Raw genomic sequence first — 14634 nt, forward strand, 5'->3', positions numbered from 1 at the left:
AATCACGAATCGCCTCGATCAGCGCCTCCGGGATGCCGCACAGGCCGAACCCCCCGGCCATGATCGTCATCCCGTCCTTCACCAGACCAGCCAGCGCAGAACGCGCATCGCCGTATACCTTGTTCATAAAACGATTCCTCCTGATCTGCGCCGCCCTTCAGGGTCTTGGAACGAGATTGCCCCCACGGTGCAACTTGGCCTCAATTTAGACAATCCCTTCCTGTGGATATATGAGATCAATTGCTTATTCGGTTCCGTCGCCAGCAGGCTGCTCGTTCTCCATCCCTTGCGAGGCGGGGCACAAGGTCTAAACACTCAAAAGCTATGTCCCGCCGCGTCATCTTCCTTATCGCGTTGATTGCCCTCGCTCTCGTTGGAGCGGCGGCCGCCCCCTGGACCTTCCGGGAGAACGGCCTGTCGTCCGCCCTCTCCGACCACATGAAGGAGCGCTACGGGCTGGATCTGACCGTCGATGGCCGCAGCACCTTTGCGGTTCTGCCGATCCCGCGTGTCAAGTTCGAGGGTGTGACGGTCCGGTTTCCGGACCAGGCGCTCGAAGCCAGGGGAGGAACCCTGCGCGGGGAGATCCGGATCCTCCCGCTCCTGTTCGGGCGGATCGAACTCTCGGATTTCGACCTGAGCGACAGCCGGATCACGGCCTCTGCCGAGGCGCTCAGGGCGGTGAACTGGGCGGATGCGTTCAAAAGCCGCTCCCGAACCCTCCATGCCCGCCGCCTTATCCTCAACCGGACCAGCATCCGCTGGACCGACCTCAGGGATGCGGATCTGGACGTCGAGGAACTGGTGATCCGATGGGTCGGCGAGGACGAGCCTCTCACAGCCTATGGCAACGCCACCTGGCGGGGAGTGCGGGTCTTTCTCACGGAGGCGACCATCCATCCAGACCGGCTCGTCTCCGGCACCATTTCTCCGCTCAAGCTGGCCCTGTCCTCCTCGGGTGCCCGCCTGAACCTGGAAGGCGAAGTCCAGCTCGGCCCCAATCCCAGCCTGACGGGCGAAACTTCCATCGAGGCCCGGTCCATACGGGACTTCACCCGCTGGAGCGGCGTGAAGCTGCCCTTCGGGCCACTGATCCAGGCATTTTCCATCAAGGGCGATTTCTCGATGGACCACAGGCGCCTGTCCTGGCCCTCCGTTTCCATCACGCTGGGCGAGGACAACCTGGAGGGCACGATGTCCGTTCGCTTCGATGCGAAGCGACCCGTGATCACAGGCACTCTCGCAGCGGAAGACCTGGATCTCACCGGTCTCTTCGCGCCTTTCGCTCAAGCCCGCACCTCCTCCGGATCATGGAGCGAGGAGACACTCGACCTCGCCCGTGTGACGGGCAGCGATCTCGACCTGCGTCTCTCGGCGGCCTCGGCCCGGCTGGGGAAGCTAAGGGTCGAGGACATGGCCGCCAGCGTTCTCGTGCGTCCTGGAGAGATCGAAGCCTCCATCGGACGCGCCGGCTTTCACGACGGCAGCCTGAAGGGCCGCCTGTCGCTCGTCTCCGTCGATGGAGCTACGGCGTTCAAAAGTCAGGGCACCTTCACGGGCATCGAGATCGCACCTTTCTTGAGCGGCATGGGCGAGCCGCGCTGGATCACGGGCCAGGCCCAGGGACAGTTCTCCTTCGAAGGCCAGGGCATGAACCCAGCCGAAGTGGTCCGTCGGGCGCAAGGACACAGCACGATCACGATCCGCAAGGGCGAACTCGTCGGCATTGCCCTCGGCGATGCCCTGAAGCGCGTGGAGAAGCATCCCCTCCTCGCCTCGCTCAACTGGAAAGGGGGTCGCACGCCTTTCGAGGAAGCGCAGGCGCAGATCGTCGTCCGGAACGGCGTGGGCGAGCTGGTGGAAGGCTGGCTCACTTCCGAGGACCTGACTGCGCAGCTCAGGGGCGAGGTGCTGATGGCGGACCGTACGCTGAACCTGACGGCGGAAGTTTCATCGGCGGGCTCACGGAAGATTCCCGCCATCGCTTTCGACATCGATGGCGAGTGGGACAACATCAGCGTGATGCCCGACGCCCGCTCATTGATCGAGAGATCCGGTGCTGCGAAGCCTCTCCTCCCCGCAGCCCGAATGCCTGCCGATGAGCCGACGTCGGAAGCAGCCGCTCAGTGAGCGTTGCGCCGCGAGCGCAGGACCGAGCGCTTGCTGATCAGCGTTGCCAAGATCACGCCGAGCGTCACAAGCCCGATCAGAATGGTCGAGGCGGCGTTGATCTCCGGTGAGAGACCGAGGCGAACCTGGCTGTAGATCTTGATTGGCAGCGTCGTCGCGCCCGGACCCGTGTTGAAGCTCGCAACAACGAGATCATCGAGCGACAGGGTGAAGGCCAGCAGGAATCCTGCCACGATGGACGGCGCGATCAGCGGCAGCGTCACGGAGAAGAACGTTCGCAGCGGTGGCGCGCCGAGATCCATCGCGGCCTCCTCCAGGGAGCGATCGAAGGTCATGAGGCGGGCCTGTACCACCACCGTGACGAAGCACATGGTGAGCGTGGTGTGGGCGAGCGTAATCGTCCAGAAGCCGCGATCGAGATCGACAGCCACGAAGAACAGCAGGAGCGACAGGCCTGTAACGACCTCCGGCATGACCATGGGCGCATAGACCATGCCGGTGAACAGCGTCCGCCCGGGAAAGCGCCCGTAGCGCGTGAGCGCCAGAGCCGCGAGCGTGCCGAGCACCGTCGCGATGCTCGCGGACAGAAGCGCGATCCGCAGCGTCACCCAGGCCGCCTCCATGAGAGCCTGGTTGCGGAACAGCGCGCCGTACCATTGGGTCGAGAAGCCTCCCCATACCGTGACGAGCCGCGAGGCGTTGAAGGAATAGACGACGAGCAGCAGGATCGGCAGGTAGAGGAAGGCGAAGCCCATGACCAGGGACGTGACGTTGAAGATGCTCAGGCGCCTGGTCATGGCCGCATCTCCATGCGCCGTGCCTCGACGTCGCGGTAGATCACGATGGGCACGACCAGGATAATGAGCAGCAGGATGGCGACGGCGGAGGCGAGCGGCCAGTCGCGATTCGAGAAGAACTCGCTCCAGAGCTGGCGCCCGATCATGAGCGTCTCGGACCCGCCGAGCAGATCCGGGATCACGAACTCGCCCACCGCGGGGATGAAGCAGAGGAGCGAGCCGGCGATGATGCCGGGCATCGCGAGCGGCACCGTGATCGTCCAGAAGGAACGCCATGGCGTGGAACCGAGATCGAGAGCCGCTTCGAGCAGCGTATCATCCATCTTCTCCAGTGTCGCGTAGAGCGGCAGCACCATGAAGGGCAGGTAGGCATAGACGATGCCGATATAGACCGCCCATTCCGTATTGAGGATCTCGATGGGATCCGAGATGAGGCCGATTCCCATGAGAGCCTGCGTGAGCAACCCTTCCGGCTTGAGAATCGCGATCCACGCATAGATGCGAATGAGAAAGCTCGTCCAGAACGGCAGGATCACGAGGGCCACCAGGAGCGAGCGGTGCCGTTCCGGCGCGCGCGCCATCCCATAGGCGATGGGAAAGCCTACGAACAGCAGTAGGATCGTCGAGATTGCAGCGATGCGCACTGAGGAGAGCGTCGCCCGGAAGTACAGGTCGTCCTGCGTGAGCAGCTCGAAATTCTCGAGGTCGAGCGCGCTGAGGAAGCCCGTGATGTCGCTCCAAGCGAAGACGGGCTTGTAGGGCGGCTGCGCGATCGCCGGATCCGACAGGCTGATCTTGAGCACGATCAGGAACGGGACGAGGAAGAACAGGCCGAGCCAGAGGTATGGCACAGCGGGCACCAGCCCCGAGGTGAGTCTCTTCGTGAACGAACGCTCTATCATGGCTATTCCGCCAGAATGACTGCCGCACCCGGTGCGAAGGTGACATAGACCTGCTCGTCCCAATCGATGGGGCTCTCCACGAACCTCGATATGTTCGCGCAGGATACGCGGAGGATCTCGCCGGTCGCGAGCCTGATCCGGTAGACGGTCCAGTCGCCGAGATAGCCGATGTCCCACACCTCGCCGGTGAGCACGTTGACGGCCTCCGGACCCGGCTTCTCGCGCTGAACAACCATCTTCTCGGGCCGCACGGCTATGGCGACGGCCTGCCCCGAATGCAGAACCTCGTCGGGATCATCGATGGTGAGCGGCATCTCCGCCGAGGGCGACTTCACGTGCCAGAGCCCGCTCTCCTGGCCCTGCACGTGACCCTCCAGAATATTCACGTCGCCGACGAATTCCGCGATGAAGCGCGTCTTGGGCTGCTCGTAGATCTCGCCGGGGGTCGCCACCTGGACGATGCGGCCATGGTCCATGACCGCAATGCGGTCGGCCATGGTCATCGCCTCCTCCTGGTCGTGGGTGACCACCACGAAAGTCATACCGAGCTCGTGCTGAATGTCCATCAGCTCGAACTGCGTCTCCTCGCGCAGCTTCTTGTCGAGAGCGCCGAGCGGCTCGTCGAGCAGGAGCACTTTCGGCCGCTTCGCGAGCGCGCGGGCCAGCGCCACGCGCTGCCGCTGACCGCCGGAGAGCTGGCTGGGGTAGCGCTTGGCGAGCTTTTCCAGCTGCACGAGGCGCAGCATCTCGCCCACGCGGTCGGAAATCTCGGATTTGGGCAAGCCGTCCTGCCTCAGGCCGAAGGCGATGTTCTTCTCCACGCTCATATGCGGGAAGAGCGCATAGGATTGGAACATCATGTTCACGGGACGGCGATAGGGGGGAACGCCCTCAAGGCTCTGGCCCGCCAGGGTGATCATGCCCTCGGTCGGGAACTCGAATCCGGCGAGCATCCGCATCAGAGTGGTCTTGCCACAGCCGGAAGGGCCGAGCAGACAGAAGAATTCCCCTTCGAATATGTCCAGTGTCAGGTGATCCACCGCGACGGCCTCGCCGAAGCGCTTCGTGACGTTCTCGAAGCGGATCAGCGGCTTGGCATCGGGATCGGCCCAGGGAGCGAAGGCGCGGCGGACGGCGCCGACGGAAGCGGATTGGCGTGATGGAGGAGGCAAGATGGTTGCACTTCGACCTTTGGTTGGAAATATCCGCGCAAGCTAGGATGTCCGGGGCACAAGAACAACAATTTAAACACCGGATTTCCACCACCTCGGCGGGCGTGCAAGCCTTGAGGCAACGAAGAGGATCCGGCACGCGATTTGACGAGCGGGATCTTGAAACCGCGCGGCAGAGGACTTATAAAGGCCCCATATAGTTAGTACCCTATCAATATGCCCGCTATTCAAGTCCGGCCATGACGGCAAAAATGCTATTTTCCGAAGAACTGTGGAAGGTCAGCCGCAAGATGCGGACCCTGTTCGACGCCCGGGTCCGCGCCGAGGGTCTTACCCTGCCCAGGGCTCGTACCCTGATGCTTCTCGGCAAGAAGGACTGCATGACCCAGACGGAGCTGGCCGATGCTCTGGAGATCGAGAGGCCGACCCTGGTTCCCCTCCTGGACGGACTGGAAAAGCAAGATCTAATCAAGCGCCTGCCTGTCGACGGCGACCGGCGCGCCAAGCATGTCGCGTTGACCCCGGCGGGCCGGGAGCAGGCGGCCCACGTCAACAGACTCGTCAGGGAATTCCGCAACGACGTCCTGAGCAACGTCGATGAGGACGACCTGAATGTCGCCATCCGCGTTCTCGAGGCCATGACCCGGAACATCGAAGCCGCGAGCTGATGGTGGTCCATTGTCGATGACTGCAGCCCGAGGCGATCGCCCGACCGGTCCTTCTTCTCCTGATGCCGAGGTTTCCGGGAACGAGACCCCTTCGGAGCCTTCCGACCACCAGGAGCCGCAGGCGCCGCCCACCCCTCCGGCGGCGCCTGCCCCCATGCCCCGATCCCGAGCGGCTCTCTATATGCTTGCCTCGCTCCTGCTCTCCCTCACACAGGGCCTGGGAATGAATCTCGCCGCGGCGAATCTGCCGCAGCTCCAGGGGCCTCTCGGCGCCACCGCCAGCGAGGTCACGTGGCTTATCGCCGCCTACATGGCCCCGAATGTCAGCCTTTCCTTGATCCTCGTGAAGGTCAGGGCGCAATTCGGGCTCCGCAACTTTGCTGAACTTAGCATTCTGCTGTTCGTGCTCGTGATGCTGCTGCACATTTTCGTGCGGGACATGCAATCGGCGCTCGTCGTGCGGTTCTTCAGCGGCATCGCGGCTGCGCCGATCTCGACGCTCGCCTTCCTTTACATGCTCGAGCCGCTCCCCCCGGCAAAGAAGCTCGCTGTCGGCCAGCCTCTCGTCTTGACGACCATCGCCCTGGGCGCGCCCCTCGCCCGCCTCATCTCGCCCGATCTCCTGGTGCTGGGGGATTGGCACGGCCTGTATCTCTTCGAGATAGCGCTCGCCATGATGGCCTTTTCGGCGGTTTACCTGCTGCCTCTTACGCCGCCTCCCCGTGCCAAGGTGATCCATTGGCTCGACATCTTGAGTTATCTCTTCATCGCCGTCGGCTTCGGCCTCACCGCCATGTTCTTCGCACTGGGTCGCGCCTATTGGTGGTTCGAGGCGCCATGGCTCGGCACCATGCTGGCCATCGGCCTCGCGTCACTGACCTGCGCGGTCGTCATCGAGCTCAATCGCGAGACGCCCTTTCTCGACATCCGCTGGCTCACTAGCAAGGAGATCGTGCATCTTGCCGTCATGCTGTTCATCTTCCGCCTTCTGATGTCGGAGCAGACCAGCGGAGCCTATGCCTTCTTCCAAGCCCTCGGCCTGCAGAACGACCAGATGACCACCCTGTCGCTGCTGGTCATCGGCTCGTCGATCATAGGCGGGCTGGCCTATCTCGCCGTGTACAAGCCCGGCCGGGAGAACGCCATTCAGATGGTCGCCTTCGCCCTCCTCCTCGTCGGCGCGCTGATGGACAGCGACGCGACGAGCCTGACGAGGCCAGCGCAGATGTATGCGAGCCAGGCGCTGATCGCGGTTGCCGGCGCTCTCTTCCTCCCGCCAGCCATGGCGGCGGGCATGATGATGGCGCTCCAGCGCGGTCCCACCTTCATCCTCAATTTCATCGTCGTGTTCCTGACCACGCAGAGCCTCGGCGGCGTGGTCGGAACGGCCCTGGTCGGCACCTTCATCACATGGCGCACGCGGCTGCATTTCCAACATCTCGCCGAGAACCTGAACCTGGGCAATCCGATCATCGCCCAGCGAATCTCTCAGCTTTCCGCGTCCTACAGCCACGTCATCACCGACAGGAGCCAACTCAACGCTGAGGGCGTCGCTCTCCTGAGCCAGCAGGTGACCCGAGAAGCCACCGTTCTCGCCTACAACGACGCCTTTCTTGCCATCGCCGTTCTGGCCGCTCTGGCCCTCACCGTGATGGTCCTTCATCTCGCGACCCGCACCATCGTCAAGCGTTTTCCCCCCGAACAGCAACCAGCCGCCGGCTGATATTGTCATGCCAAAGATTTTCAGATCCGCCTCCACCATCCTCGCTGCGATCGCCGGTTTCGCCGGTGTTCTTCTGGTGCTGTATGCGTGGCGGCTTCCTCCCTTCACCAGCACCGTACAGAGCACGGACAACGCCTATGTGCGCGGACAGGTGACCATCATCAGCCCGCAGCTCGCCGGATATGTGAATCAGGTTTTGGTTCAGGATTTTCAGCATGTGAAAGCCGGCCAGGTCCTGGTGACGATCGACAGCCGGATCTACGAGCAGAAACTGGAACAGGCGAAGGCGACGCTCGCAAGTCAGCAGGCCGCGTTGGCCAATTCCGCACAGAAGCAGCGTTCCGCAGAAGCCGGGATCGCCTCGAGCCAAGCCCGGGTCGAAAGCGCCCAGGCCGCCGTCACCCAGGCCGAGGCGACCTGGAAGCGGATCGAGCCGCTTCTGGAGCGGGGCGTCACCACGCAAAGCCAGGCCGATCAGGCCCGGGCCACTCTCGACCAAGCGACGGCTTCTCTGCACGGGGCGCAAGCCGCGCTCGAAGTTTCCCGCCAGGACCTCGCCGCGACCCTCGTGAACCGTCAGTCTCTGGAGGCTGCGGTACAGGGCGCCCAGGCAGCCGTTCGCCTTGCTGAAATCGATATGCAGAACACCAGGATCCTCGCTCCTGAGGATGGCCAGCTCGGCGAGATCGGCGCACGCGTCGGGCAATATGTTTCGGCGGGCACGCAGCTGATGTCCGTCGTCGCGGAGCGGATCTGGATCGTCGCCAATTTCAAGGAAACGCAGATCCCGGGCATGAAAATCGGCCAGCCCGTCACCTTCACCGTCGATGCGCTCGATCATGCCCAGCTGTCCGGCCATATCGAACGTTTCTCGCCGGCGGCCGGATCGGAGTTCAGCGTGATCCGCACGGACAACGCCACCGGCAATTTCACGAAGGTGGCTCAACGCATTCCAGTGCGCATCGCCATCGATCCGGGCCAGCCTCTCGCGGAGCGCCTCGCGCCCGGTATGTCGGTTGTCGTGAGCGCCGATACCTCCACTGAGAGCTCCGATGCGCTCTCGACCGGAACGACTCCACAGGCTCAAGCTTCCGAGCGATGATCCCGTCCCCAGATGGTCCATCGGGAATCCGGCAGAACGACAAAGCCAAGTCTTGATTCCGCCATTTCGAACAGCCGCGTTGGAACAACCGCCTGCCTGTATCGTTCCGCATCATCGGCAGAAGGAGTTTCCGGATGCCTGCCGTCATCGATACAAGCACGACCTGATCGCCAGCGGCAGCACCAGGTCCTGAGCCTTGCGGGAACCAATGCCTGCTGCCCGAGGGAATGCTGAGAGATCCGATGACCAAGGAGGTTCGCCATGAGCGCAACCGGTCTCGAAGTCTTCGATAGAACCCTTCACACCACGAACACCTGGCTCAAGGAGATCATGGAGGCGCTCGGTTGCGACCGGCATGTCGCCTGGCATGTGCTGGGGTCCGTTCTGCGCGCTTTGCGCGATCGGGTTCCGCTGGAGCTTACCGCGCATCTCGGCGCTGAATTGCCGCTTCTCGTGCGCGGGCTTCTCTACGACCGGTGGCACCCTGCGACGGCACCGGAGCGGTATCGCTCGCTCGATGAATTTCTCAAGCGCATCGAAGACGACCTGCGTTCGACCCGGCCCACCGCCCCCCAGGATGCGGCCCGCATCGTCTTCACCGTTCTGTCGCGGCACCTTCCGGAAGGACAGGTGGAAAAGGTACGACATGCGCTCCCGGAGGATATCCGGGCTCTCTGGCCCGTGCGGGCTTCCCGTCAAGAGAGAACCCGGGTCGAGGTCGAGTTCGACGAGACCCGCCTTACCCGAGAGGCCTGAATTCGTCTCGTGCGGTTCGAGGACGGTGAGGTGAAACCTTGGGCCGGACAACCGGCGAACGGTCCGACGAGCAAAGGGGGCCGTATGGCGCAGCCGGCGGCGATCCTCTCTCGCTCCACGGGGATTCCCTCATGGAGCGCGTGCCCATGATGTTCACTTCAGGGACGGGCTTCAGGAATGGAACACGGATCCGGCGGCGAGCGTAATTCCGGGCCATGAAGCCGGAGCAGCACGCCCTCGAGGAAAGCTTCTACAGAGAATGCGCCCGGCCGCTCGATGCGGTGCATGCCTACGAGCCATGGATCGGGCGTTGGCCCAATCGCTGCAACAACCGGCGCTCCGGCACTGGGCGCTTTCCCGGCTTAGGCACCATCCGATTCTATGCACCGGACCACATCCACATCTCCCTGCGCCAGCCCATAGCGCTGAACCGGATCTGCCGCTCCTGCGAGGAGGTTTGCGACCTTCTGCGACATCTGAGGCTGAAGGGCGGCAAGCACGAGAAAAGCCCAGCCGGACAGCCGGGCTGAGGCTCGGGAGGTTTCCTGGCTAATGCCCCCCGGCACCTGCGGGAGCCACGCGCGGTTTCTCGATGAGGGGCAAGGCGAGGATCAGGGAGAGGAACAGCACCGTCAGCAGCAGGAACACATCCGCGAAGGACATGACCGTTGCCTCGCGGCGAACCATGTTGGACAGGGTCTTGATCGCCGCCACGTTCGCATCCGTGCCGAGGGACTGGAACCTCAAGGCCATGGCATTCAGCGCCTCGATCGCCGAGGGGCGGCCCCAGTTGACGCTCTCGCGCAGCCGCTGGAGGTGGAGATCCATGCGGCTGTTGAGAGCCGTATTGATGAGCGCCAAGCCGACAGCACCGCCGAGGTTACGGGTGAGATTGTAGAGACCGGACGCATTCTTGATGCGTTCGGGCGGCAAGGTGCCGAGCGCGATGTTATTGATGGGCACCATGCAGATCATGAGCCCCGCGCCACGAAAGATCTGGGGAACGAACAGCTCCCAGAAATCCCAATCCTTGGTGAGGCCGCTCATCATCCATGTGCCGTAGGCGAAGGCGGCAAAACCGATGCCCATCATGACGCGCGGATCCATCTTGCGCGACAGGATGCCCGCGACTGGGGCCATCAGGAACATGGTTGCGCCAGACACAAACATGGTCTCGCCGATCTGCAGGGCCGAATAATCCCGCACGCGCGCGAGATAGATCGGGTAGAGATAAGTCAGGCCATAAAGGCCGATGCCCATGACGAAGCTGAAGGACGAGCCCGCCAGGAAGTTGCGGTCGGCGAAAGCCCGCAAATCCACGATGGGCTGTTTGGCGTTGAACGCCCGGTAGAAGAAGCCCGCCGCTCCGATGACGCAGACGATGGCGAGGATCAGCACTGCCTTGTCCTGGAACCAATCGTGGTTCGGCCCCTCCTCGAGGACGTATTCGAGGCTTCCGAGGAACGCCGCCATGAAGCCGAGGCCGGCCCAGTCGAAACTCCTGAAGAGCTCGAAGTCGGGCTCGTCGAAATCGACCAGGAGATAGGTGGAGACCGTCACGAAGATCCCGGGCACGATGTTCACGAGGAACAGCCAGTGCCACGAGAAAAGATCCGTCAGATAGCCGCCGAGGGTCGGACCGATGGTGGGGGCAAGTGTCGCCACGAGACCGATGAGGGGCGAGATCACAGGTCGCTTCTGGGGCGGGAAGACGGTGAAGGCGGATGCGAACACGGTGGGAATCATGCCGCCGCCGATGAAGCCCTGCAACGCGCGGTAGACGATCATCTGATCGATGTTGGTGGCGGTCGCGCACAGGAAGCTCATGAACGTGAAGCCTCCCGCCGAGATCACGAACATCCATCGTGTGGAGAGTACGCGCGAGAGGATGCCCGACAGCGGGATCATGATCACTTCCGCGATCAGGTAACTCGTCTGCACCCAGGAGATTTCGTCTGATGAAGCCGAGAGGCCCGCCTGGATCTCGGCGAGGGAGGCCGAGACGATCTGGATGTCCAGAATCGCCATGAACATGCCGAAGACCATGCAAAAGAATGCAAAGGTCCTGCGCGGGCTCACCTGTTCAGGCTTCGTGTCCTGCGGCGCGGCCTTGTGCGTGCTCGTGATGGCGGCGGAAGCGGCCATGTCGGCTTTCCCTGTTCCTAATGTTTGGCGCTGGCCGTCTTCTGCGGCTCGGCCGAGGTACGGGTATCCACATCGACGACGACCGAGAGGCCGGGACGCAGCAGGCCCTGCTGGGCGACCTCGGGGCTTACGGCCACACGCACGGGCACGCGCTGCACGATCTTGGTGAAGTTGCCGGTTGCGTTCTCCGGCGGCAGCAGACTGAACACGGCGCCGGAGGCAGGCGAGACGCTCTCCACCGTGCCGACAATATCCGCATCGGGGAAGGCATCGACCTCGATCTTCACTTTCTGGCCAACCTTGAGAGAGGCGATCTGCGTTTCCTTGAAGTTGGCGTCCACATGCACGCTGGTCAGCGGCACCAGAGCGGCCAGACGGGTGCCCGGCTGCACGAAGGTGCCGACCTCGACGGCCTTGTTGCCGATCACACCATCGACAGGAGCGCGGATTTCCGCGAAGGAGAGATCGCGCTCCGCCTTTGCGACGGCGGTCTGCAACTCGGCGGCGACGCGCCGGGCCTCGTTCTGCTGAGCAGCGAGAACCTCGACGTTAGCCTTGGCCGCGGCAAGCGCCGCCTGTGCGCTCTTGACGTTCGCCTCGGCTCTATCGCGGGTAGCCTTCGCGTTCTCCAGGGAGGCGCGGCTGGTGTAATCGGAGCGGGCGAGTTGCTGCTGGCGCGCATAATCGCTTCGGGCCCGCTCGAACTCAGCCTCAGCCGCCGCGATCTGCGCCTCGGACTGGGTTACGGAAGCGCGGCCGGCCTCGATCTGCCGTCCGATACGCTCGATGGCGCTTTCCTGGGTCGCGAGCTTGTCCTTGGCGGATTGCAGGGCGAAGCGGTAATCGCCGTCGTCGATCTTGGCGATCAGGTCGCCGGTCTTGACGCTCTGGTTGTTCGCAACTGCCACGGACGACACGTAGCCAGAGATCTTGGCCGAGAGAATCGTGATGTCGGCCTGCACATAGGCATCATCCGTGGAGACCATGAACCGGCCCTGCGTCCACCAATGGAAGCCCTCGTAACCGCCGAATGCGAGAGCACTCAGCAGGACCGCCGCGGCAATAAGCTTCTTTCGCGACTTCGTTCTTCCGCGCGCTGCTGCATCCAGGGCGGGGGCTCCCCGCTCCGTCGCCGGAGCCCAGGCGGGCTGCCGATCCGCGAGAGGCTCGGAAGCGCTCTTCTCGGAAGCGCCCTTGCCGCTCTGCTCGAACTCATCCCGATAAGCCATCGAACCCTCTTTTCGGCAACCGGAACCGCGCAGATCGAAAGATTAGACTCGTTCTTGCGGCATTGAACTATAGTGGCTAAGTGAATGACATATGATTTGACCGAACCGTTCGGTCAATAGCTCGGAGGTGACAAACCGCACATGAGCGACCTGAAGGATATCGCTCCCACCGAAGCAGCCGTTCCCAACCATTCCCCTTCAACGGAGGAAGGGCCGGAGAATGCCAAGCGCCGCCAGATACTCGAGGGGGCACGCCGGGTCTTCCTGGCGAGCGGATTCGACGGCGCCAGCATGGGCGAGATCGCGAAGGCCGCAGGCGTATCCAAAGGGACACTCTATGTGTATTTCGACAGCAAGGAGCGCCTGTTCTCGGCCCTGACACTGGAAGAAAAGCAGGGCTTGGCCGAGGTTCTCTTCAAGCTGGATGTCGACGATCCGGATGTGCGCTCCGTGCTGACCGAGCTCGGCCACAGCTATCTGAGCCGCATGGGCAGGCCCGAGCACATTTCATCGATCCGCATGGTGATCGGCGCGGCGGAGAAGTTTCCCGCTCTGGGTCAAGCCTTCTACGAAGCCGGGCCATGCCAGGGCGCGGCCCGCCTTGCCGCCTATTTCGACCGGCAGGTCGAGGCCGGGCGTCTGTCCATCGAGGATACCGGCGTGGCCGCCCAGCATTTTATGGATCTGTGCGTCTCCGGCCTGATGCGCCGCCAGCTTTTCGCCGTCGGGGGGCCGCCGACGCAGGACGAGATCAGGGCGAATGTAAGAAACGCCGTGCGCGTGTTCTTTGCGGCCTACGGACCTCACAGCCAGGACTAGGCTCGATGCACGCGATCCTCGATGTTCGCGATCTCGATTCGCTCACAGGCAATCCGATCGTTGTTGTACATCGAGCTTCTTAGCTCGAAATCGACCCCTCTATCTGGAACTCAGCCTTGTTGCCCGATAGTGCAATATCAACAGCGCTCCATATTCGCCGTTGGTCGCTACCTGCGACGATGGAACGTCATCTATCGACAATTGCGACAATCCCCTGAAGCGATGACGGCATCGTCTTGTTTTTCTTCCCCGATGTAAATGTCTTCCACCAGCATCGATAGATCCTGACCCGTCACATTCAAGGATGCGACTGAGGCATCATGGAAGCCGTGGCCAAGAAACGGAGATACTCGATCGCAGCCTTGTTGTCCGCGAAGGGAATACTGTCAGTGATCCGCCCTCATGGCCTCGGCGACGCGGGCCTTGAGAACCTCGGGCTGGCGCAGGATCAGGGCGCCGCGCGTGCGCTCGATCAGGCCCTCCTGGGTCAGCATCGAGAATTCCCGGGTGATCTGCTCGCGGCGGCAACCAATGCGGGCGGCCACGATGTGGTGGAAAGGCGGAGGCGTGATGACCCGCTCGCCCGCCCTGTCGCTGCGGGGCACAGACAAGCGCAACAGCTCGGAATAGAGCCGGTGCCTCAGGTCGAGCACCGTCTGTTCCATGAACTTGGCGTTCAGCTCGCGCAGGCGGGACGCCATGAGGCAGAAGAGACGCTCGGCCACGGGCCAGTTGGCGAAGAGCAGCTCCTTGAACACCGCCGCGGGCATCACGCAGGCCTCGCCCCTCGTCAGCGCCGTCACGTTCGCGGAGCGCTTGATGCCGTCGAGAGCCGCCAGCTCGCCGAATACTTCCCCCGGCTTCATTTCGTTGAGGATGACCTCCTTGCCCGAGGCGGTTCGCATGAGGACGCGCACCTCACCCGACAGCAGGAAATAGACGTCGGTGGAGAGCTCGTCGAAATCGACGAGCACCTCCTCCGGATCGAAGCGACGCCAGTTCGACCGCGCCTCGAAGGGAGCAAGGTCCAGATCCAGCCCCTTGAACAACTGAACATTGGCAAGCCGCGTCATGTCATTCTCTCCGACCGCGAACCTTGGCTATAACTATATCACATTTCCGGACTGTCCAGGTTTCGCCAAAATTCAATCTAGCAGGCTTTGATGATCCGGTCATTCGCAAGCTCCGCCC

Annotated in this window: 14 protein-coding genes; 7 read left to right on the plus strand and 7 right to left on the minus strand. The window is 62.9% G+C overall.

Features of this window, described 5'->3' with window-relative positions; translation table 11 throughout:
• A partial coding sequence (locus tag GR328_RS13920) for a CoA-transferase (RefSeq protein WP_281351965.1) occupies nucleotides 1-127 on the minus strand: 127 nt, incomplete at its 3' end.
• Between the two features lie 197 nt (nucleotides 128-324).
• On the opposite strand from GR328_RS13920, the gene GR328_RS13925 reads away from it, so the two are divergent.
• Complete coding sequence (locus GR328_RS13925; protein ID WP_160885136.1) at nucleotides 325-2130, plus strand: AsmA family protein; 1806 nt, start codon at nucleotides 325-327, stop codon at nucleotides 2128-2130.
• On the opposite strand, the gene GR328_RS13930 is transcribed toward GR328_RS13925, so the two are convergent.
• The 3 genes from GR328_RS13930 to GR328_RS13940 are packed head-to-tail and all read right to left on the minus strand — an operon-like array spanning nucleotide 2124 to nucleotide 5001.
• A complete protein-coding gene (locus tag GR328_RS13930; protein WP_160885137.1) occupies nucleotides 2124-2927 on the minus strand; it encodes an ABC transporter permease in 804 nt (267 codons plus the stop codon). The two genes, GR328_RS13925 and GR328_RS13930, sit on opposite strands and share 7 nt — an antisense overlap.
• Nucleotides 2924-3829: an ABC transporter permease subunit gene (locus tag GR328_RS13935; RefSeq protein WP_160885138.1), complete on the minus strand. Its 906-nt coding sequence runs from the start codon at nucleotides 3827-3829 to the stop codon at nucleotides 2924-2926. Before GR328_RS13935 ends, GR328_RS13930 begins: the two co-directional genes overlap by 4 nt.
• A gap of 2 nt (nucleotides 3830-3831) precedes the next feature.
• Nucleotides 3832-5001, minus strand: coding sequence for an ABC transporter ATP-binding protein (locus tag GR328_RS13940; RefSeq protein WP_160885139.1), 1170 nt, complete (start codon nucleotides 4999-5001; stop codon nucleotides 3832-3834).
• A gap of 251 nt (nucleotides 5002-5252) precedes the next feature.
• Here GR328_RS13940 and GR328_RS13945 point away from each other — a divergent pair, with 251 nt between their 5' ends.
• The 5 genes from GR328_RS13945 to GR328_RS13965 all read left to right on the plus strand — a co-directional run bounded on the left by GR328_RS13945 (nucleotide 5253) and on the right by GR328_RS13965 (nucleotide 9780).
• The gene (locus GR328_RS13945; RefSeq protein WP_246215871.1) at nucleotides 5253-5669 is read left to right on the plus strand and encodes a MarR family winged helix-turn-helix transcriptional regulator; all 417 of its coding nucleotides are present in this window, start codon (nucleotides 5253-5255) and stop codon (nucleotides 5667-5669) included.
• Nucleotides 5670-5823: 154 nt separating this feature from the next.
• Nucleotides 5824-7392, plus strand: a complete 1569-nt coding sequence (locus GR328_RS13950; RefSeq protein ID WP_170304127.1) for an efflux MFS transporter permease — start codon at nucleotides 5824-5826, stop codon at nucleotides 7390-7392.
• A gap of 7 nt (nucleotides 7393-7399) precedes the next feature.
• Complete coding sequence (locus tag GR328_RS13955) at nucleotides 7400-8494, plus strand: HlyD family secretion protein (RefSeq protein ID WP_160885142.1); 1095 nt, start codon at nucleotides 7400-7402, stop codon at nucleotides 8492-8494.
• A gap of 261 nt (nucleotides 8495-8755) precedes the next feature.
• On the plus strand, nucleotides 8756-9250 hold the full coding sequence (locus tag GR328_RS13960; RefSeq protein ID WP_160885143.1) for a DUF2267 domain-containing protein: 495 nt from the start codon (nucleotides 8756-8758) through the stop codon (nucleotides 9248-9250).
• A 215-nt stretch (nucleotides 9251-9465) separates the two neighbouring features.
• Nucleotides 9466-9780 (plus strand): hypothetical protein, encoded by a 315-nt coding sequence (locus GR328_RS13965; protein ID WP_205790001.1) that lies wholly within the window; start codon nucleotides 9466-9468, stop codon nucleotides 9778-9780.
• A gap of 19 nt (nucleotides 9781-9799) precedes the next feature.
• Here GR328_RS13965 and GR328_RS13970 read toward each other — a convergent pair whose 3' ends face one another.
• Together GR328_RS13970 and GR328_RS13975 are read right to left on the minus strand one after the other, a co-directional pair.
• On the minus strand, nucleotides 9800-11395 hold the full coding sequence (locus GR328_RS13970; RefSeq protein WP_160885144.1) for a DHA2 family efflux MFS transporter permease subunit: 1596 nt from the start codon (nucleotides 11393-11395) through the stop codon (nucleotides 9800-9802).
• Nucleotides 11396-11412: 17 nt separating this feature from the next.
• Nucleotides 11413-12624 (minus strand): HlyD family secretion protein, encoded by a 1212-nt coding sequence (locus tag GR328_RS13975; protein ID WP_160885145.1) that lies wholly within the window; start codon nucleotides 12622-12624, stop codon nucleotides 11413-11415.
• A 141-nt stretch (nucleotides 12625-12765) separates the two neighbouring features.
• On the opposite strand from GR328_RS13975, the gene GR328_RS13980 reads away from it, so the two are divergent.
• Nucleotides 12766-13443: a TetR/AcrR family transcriptional regulator gene (locus tag GR328_RS13980; protein WP_160885146.1), complete on the plus strand. Its 678-nt coding sequence runs from the start codon at nucleotides 12766-12768 to the stop codon at nucleotides 13441-13443.
• Nucleotides 13444-13829: 386 nt separating this feature from the next.
• Here the strand turns inward: GR328_RS13980 and GR328_RS13985 are convergent, their stop codons facing one another.
• Nucleotides 13830-14516, minus strand: coding sequence for a Crp/Fnr family transcriptional regulator (locus GR328_RS13985; RefSeq protein WP_160885147.1), 687 nt, complete (start codon nucleotides 14514-14516; stop codon nucleotides 13830-13832).
• Nucleotides 14517-14634 lie beyond the last annotated feature (118 nt).

Origin of the sequence: Microvirga makkahensis (assembly GCF_009830105.1) — a bacterium.
Classification (GTDB): Bacteria; Pseudomonadota; Alphaproteobacteria; order Rhizobiales; family Beijerinckiaceae; genus Microvirga; species Microvirga makkahensis.

What these genes read in the sequence shown, in the direction of transcription:
- GR328_RS13925 (WP_160885136.1), top strand. Translation starts at nt 325, where the DNA reads ATGTCCCGCCGCGTCATCTTCCTTATCGCGTTGATTGCCCTCGCTCTC.
- GR328_RS13930 (WP_160885137.1), bottom strand. Translation starts at nt 2,927, where the DNA reads ATGACCAGGCGCCTGAGCATCTTCAACGTCACGTCCCTGGTCATGGGC.
- GR328_RS13935 (WP_160885138.1), bottom strand. Translation starts at nt 3,829, where the DNA reads ATGATAGAGCGTTCGTTCACGAAGAGACTCACCTCGGGGCTGGTGCCC.
- GR328_RS13945 (WP_246215871.1), top strand. Translation starts at nt 5,253, where the DNA reads ATGCTATTTTCCGAAGAACTGTGGAAGGTCAGCCGCAAGATGCGGACC.
- GR328_RS13950 (WP_170304127.1), top strand. Translation starts at nt 5,824, where the DNA reads ATGCCCCGATCCCGAGCGGCTCTCTATATGCTTGCCTCGCTCCTGCTC.
- GR328_RS13955 (WP_160885142.1), top strand. Translation starts at nt 7,400, where the DNA reads ATGCCAAAGATTTTCAGATCCGCCTCCACCATCCTCGCTGCGATCGCC.
- GR328_RS13960 (WP_160885143.1), top strand. Translation starts at nt 8,756, where the DNA reads ATGAGCGCAACCGGTCTCGAAGTCTTCGATAGAACCCTTCACACCACG.
- GR328_RS13965 (WP_205790001.1), top strand. Translation starts at nt 9,466, where the DNA reads ATGAAGCCGGAGCAGCACGCCCTCGAGGAAAGCTTCTACAGAGAATGC.
- GR328_RS13970 (WP_160885144.1), bottom strand. Translation starts at nt 11,395, where the DNA reads ATGGCCGCTTCCGCCGCCATCACGAGCACGCACAAGGCCGCGCCGCAG.
- GR328_RS13975 (WP_160885145.1), bottom strand. Translation starts at nt 12,624, where the DNA reads ATGGCTTATCGGGATGAGTTCGAGCAGAGCGGCAAGGGCGCTTCCGAG.
- GR328_RS13980 (WP_160885146.1), top strand. Translation starts at nt 12,766, where the DNA reads ATGAGCGACCTGAAGGATATCGCTCCCACCGAAGCAGCCGTTCCCAAC.
- GR328_RS13985 (WP_160885147.1), bottom strand. Translation starts at nt 14,516, where the DNA reads ATGACGCGGCTTGCCAATGTTCAGTTGTTCAAGGGGCTGGATCTGGAC.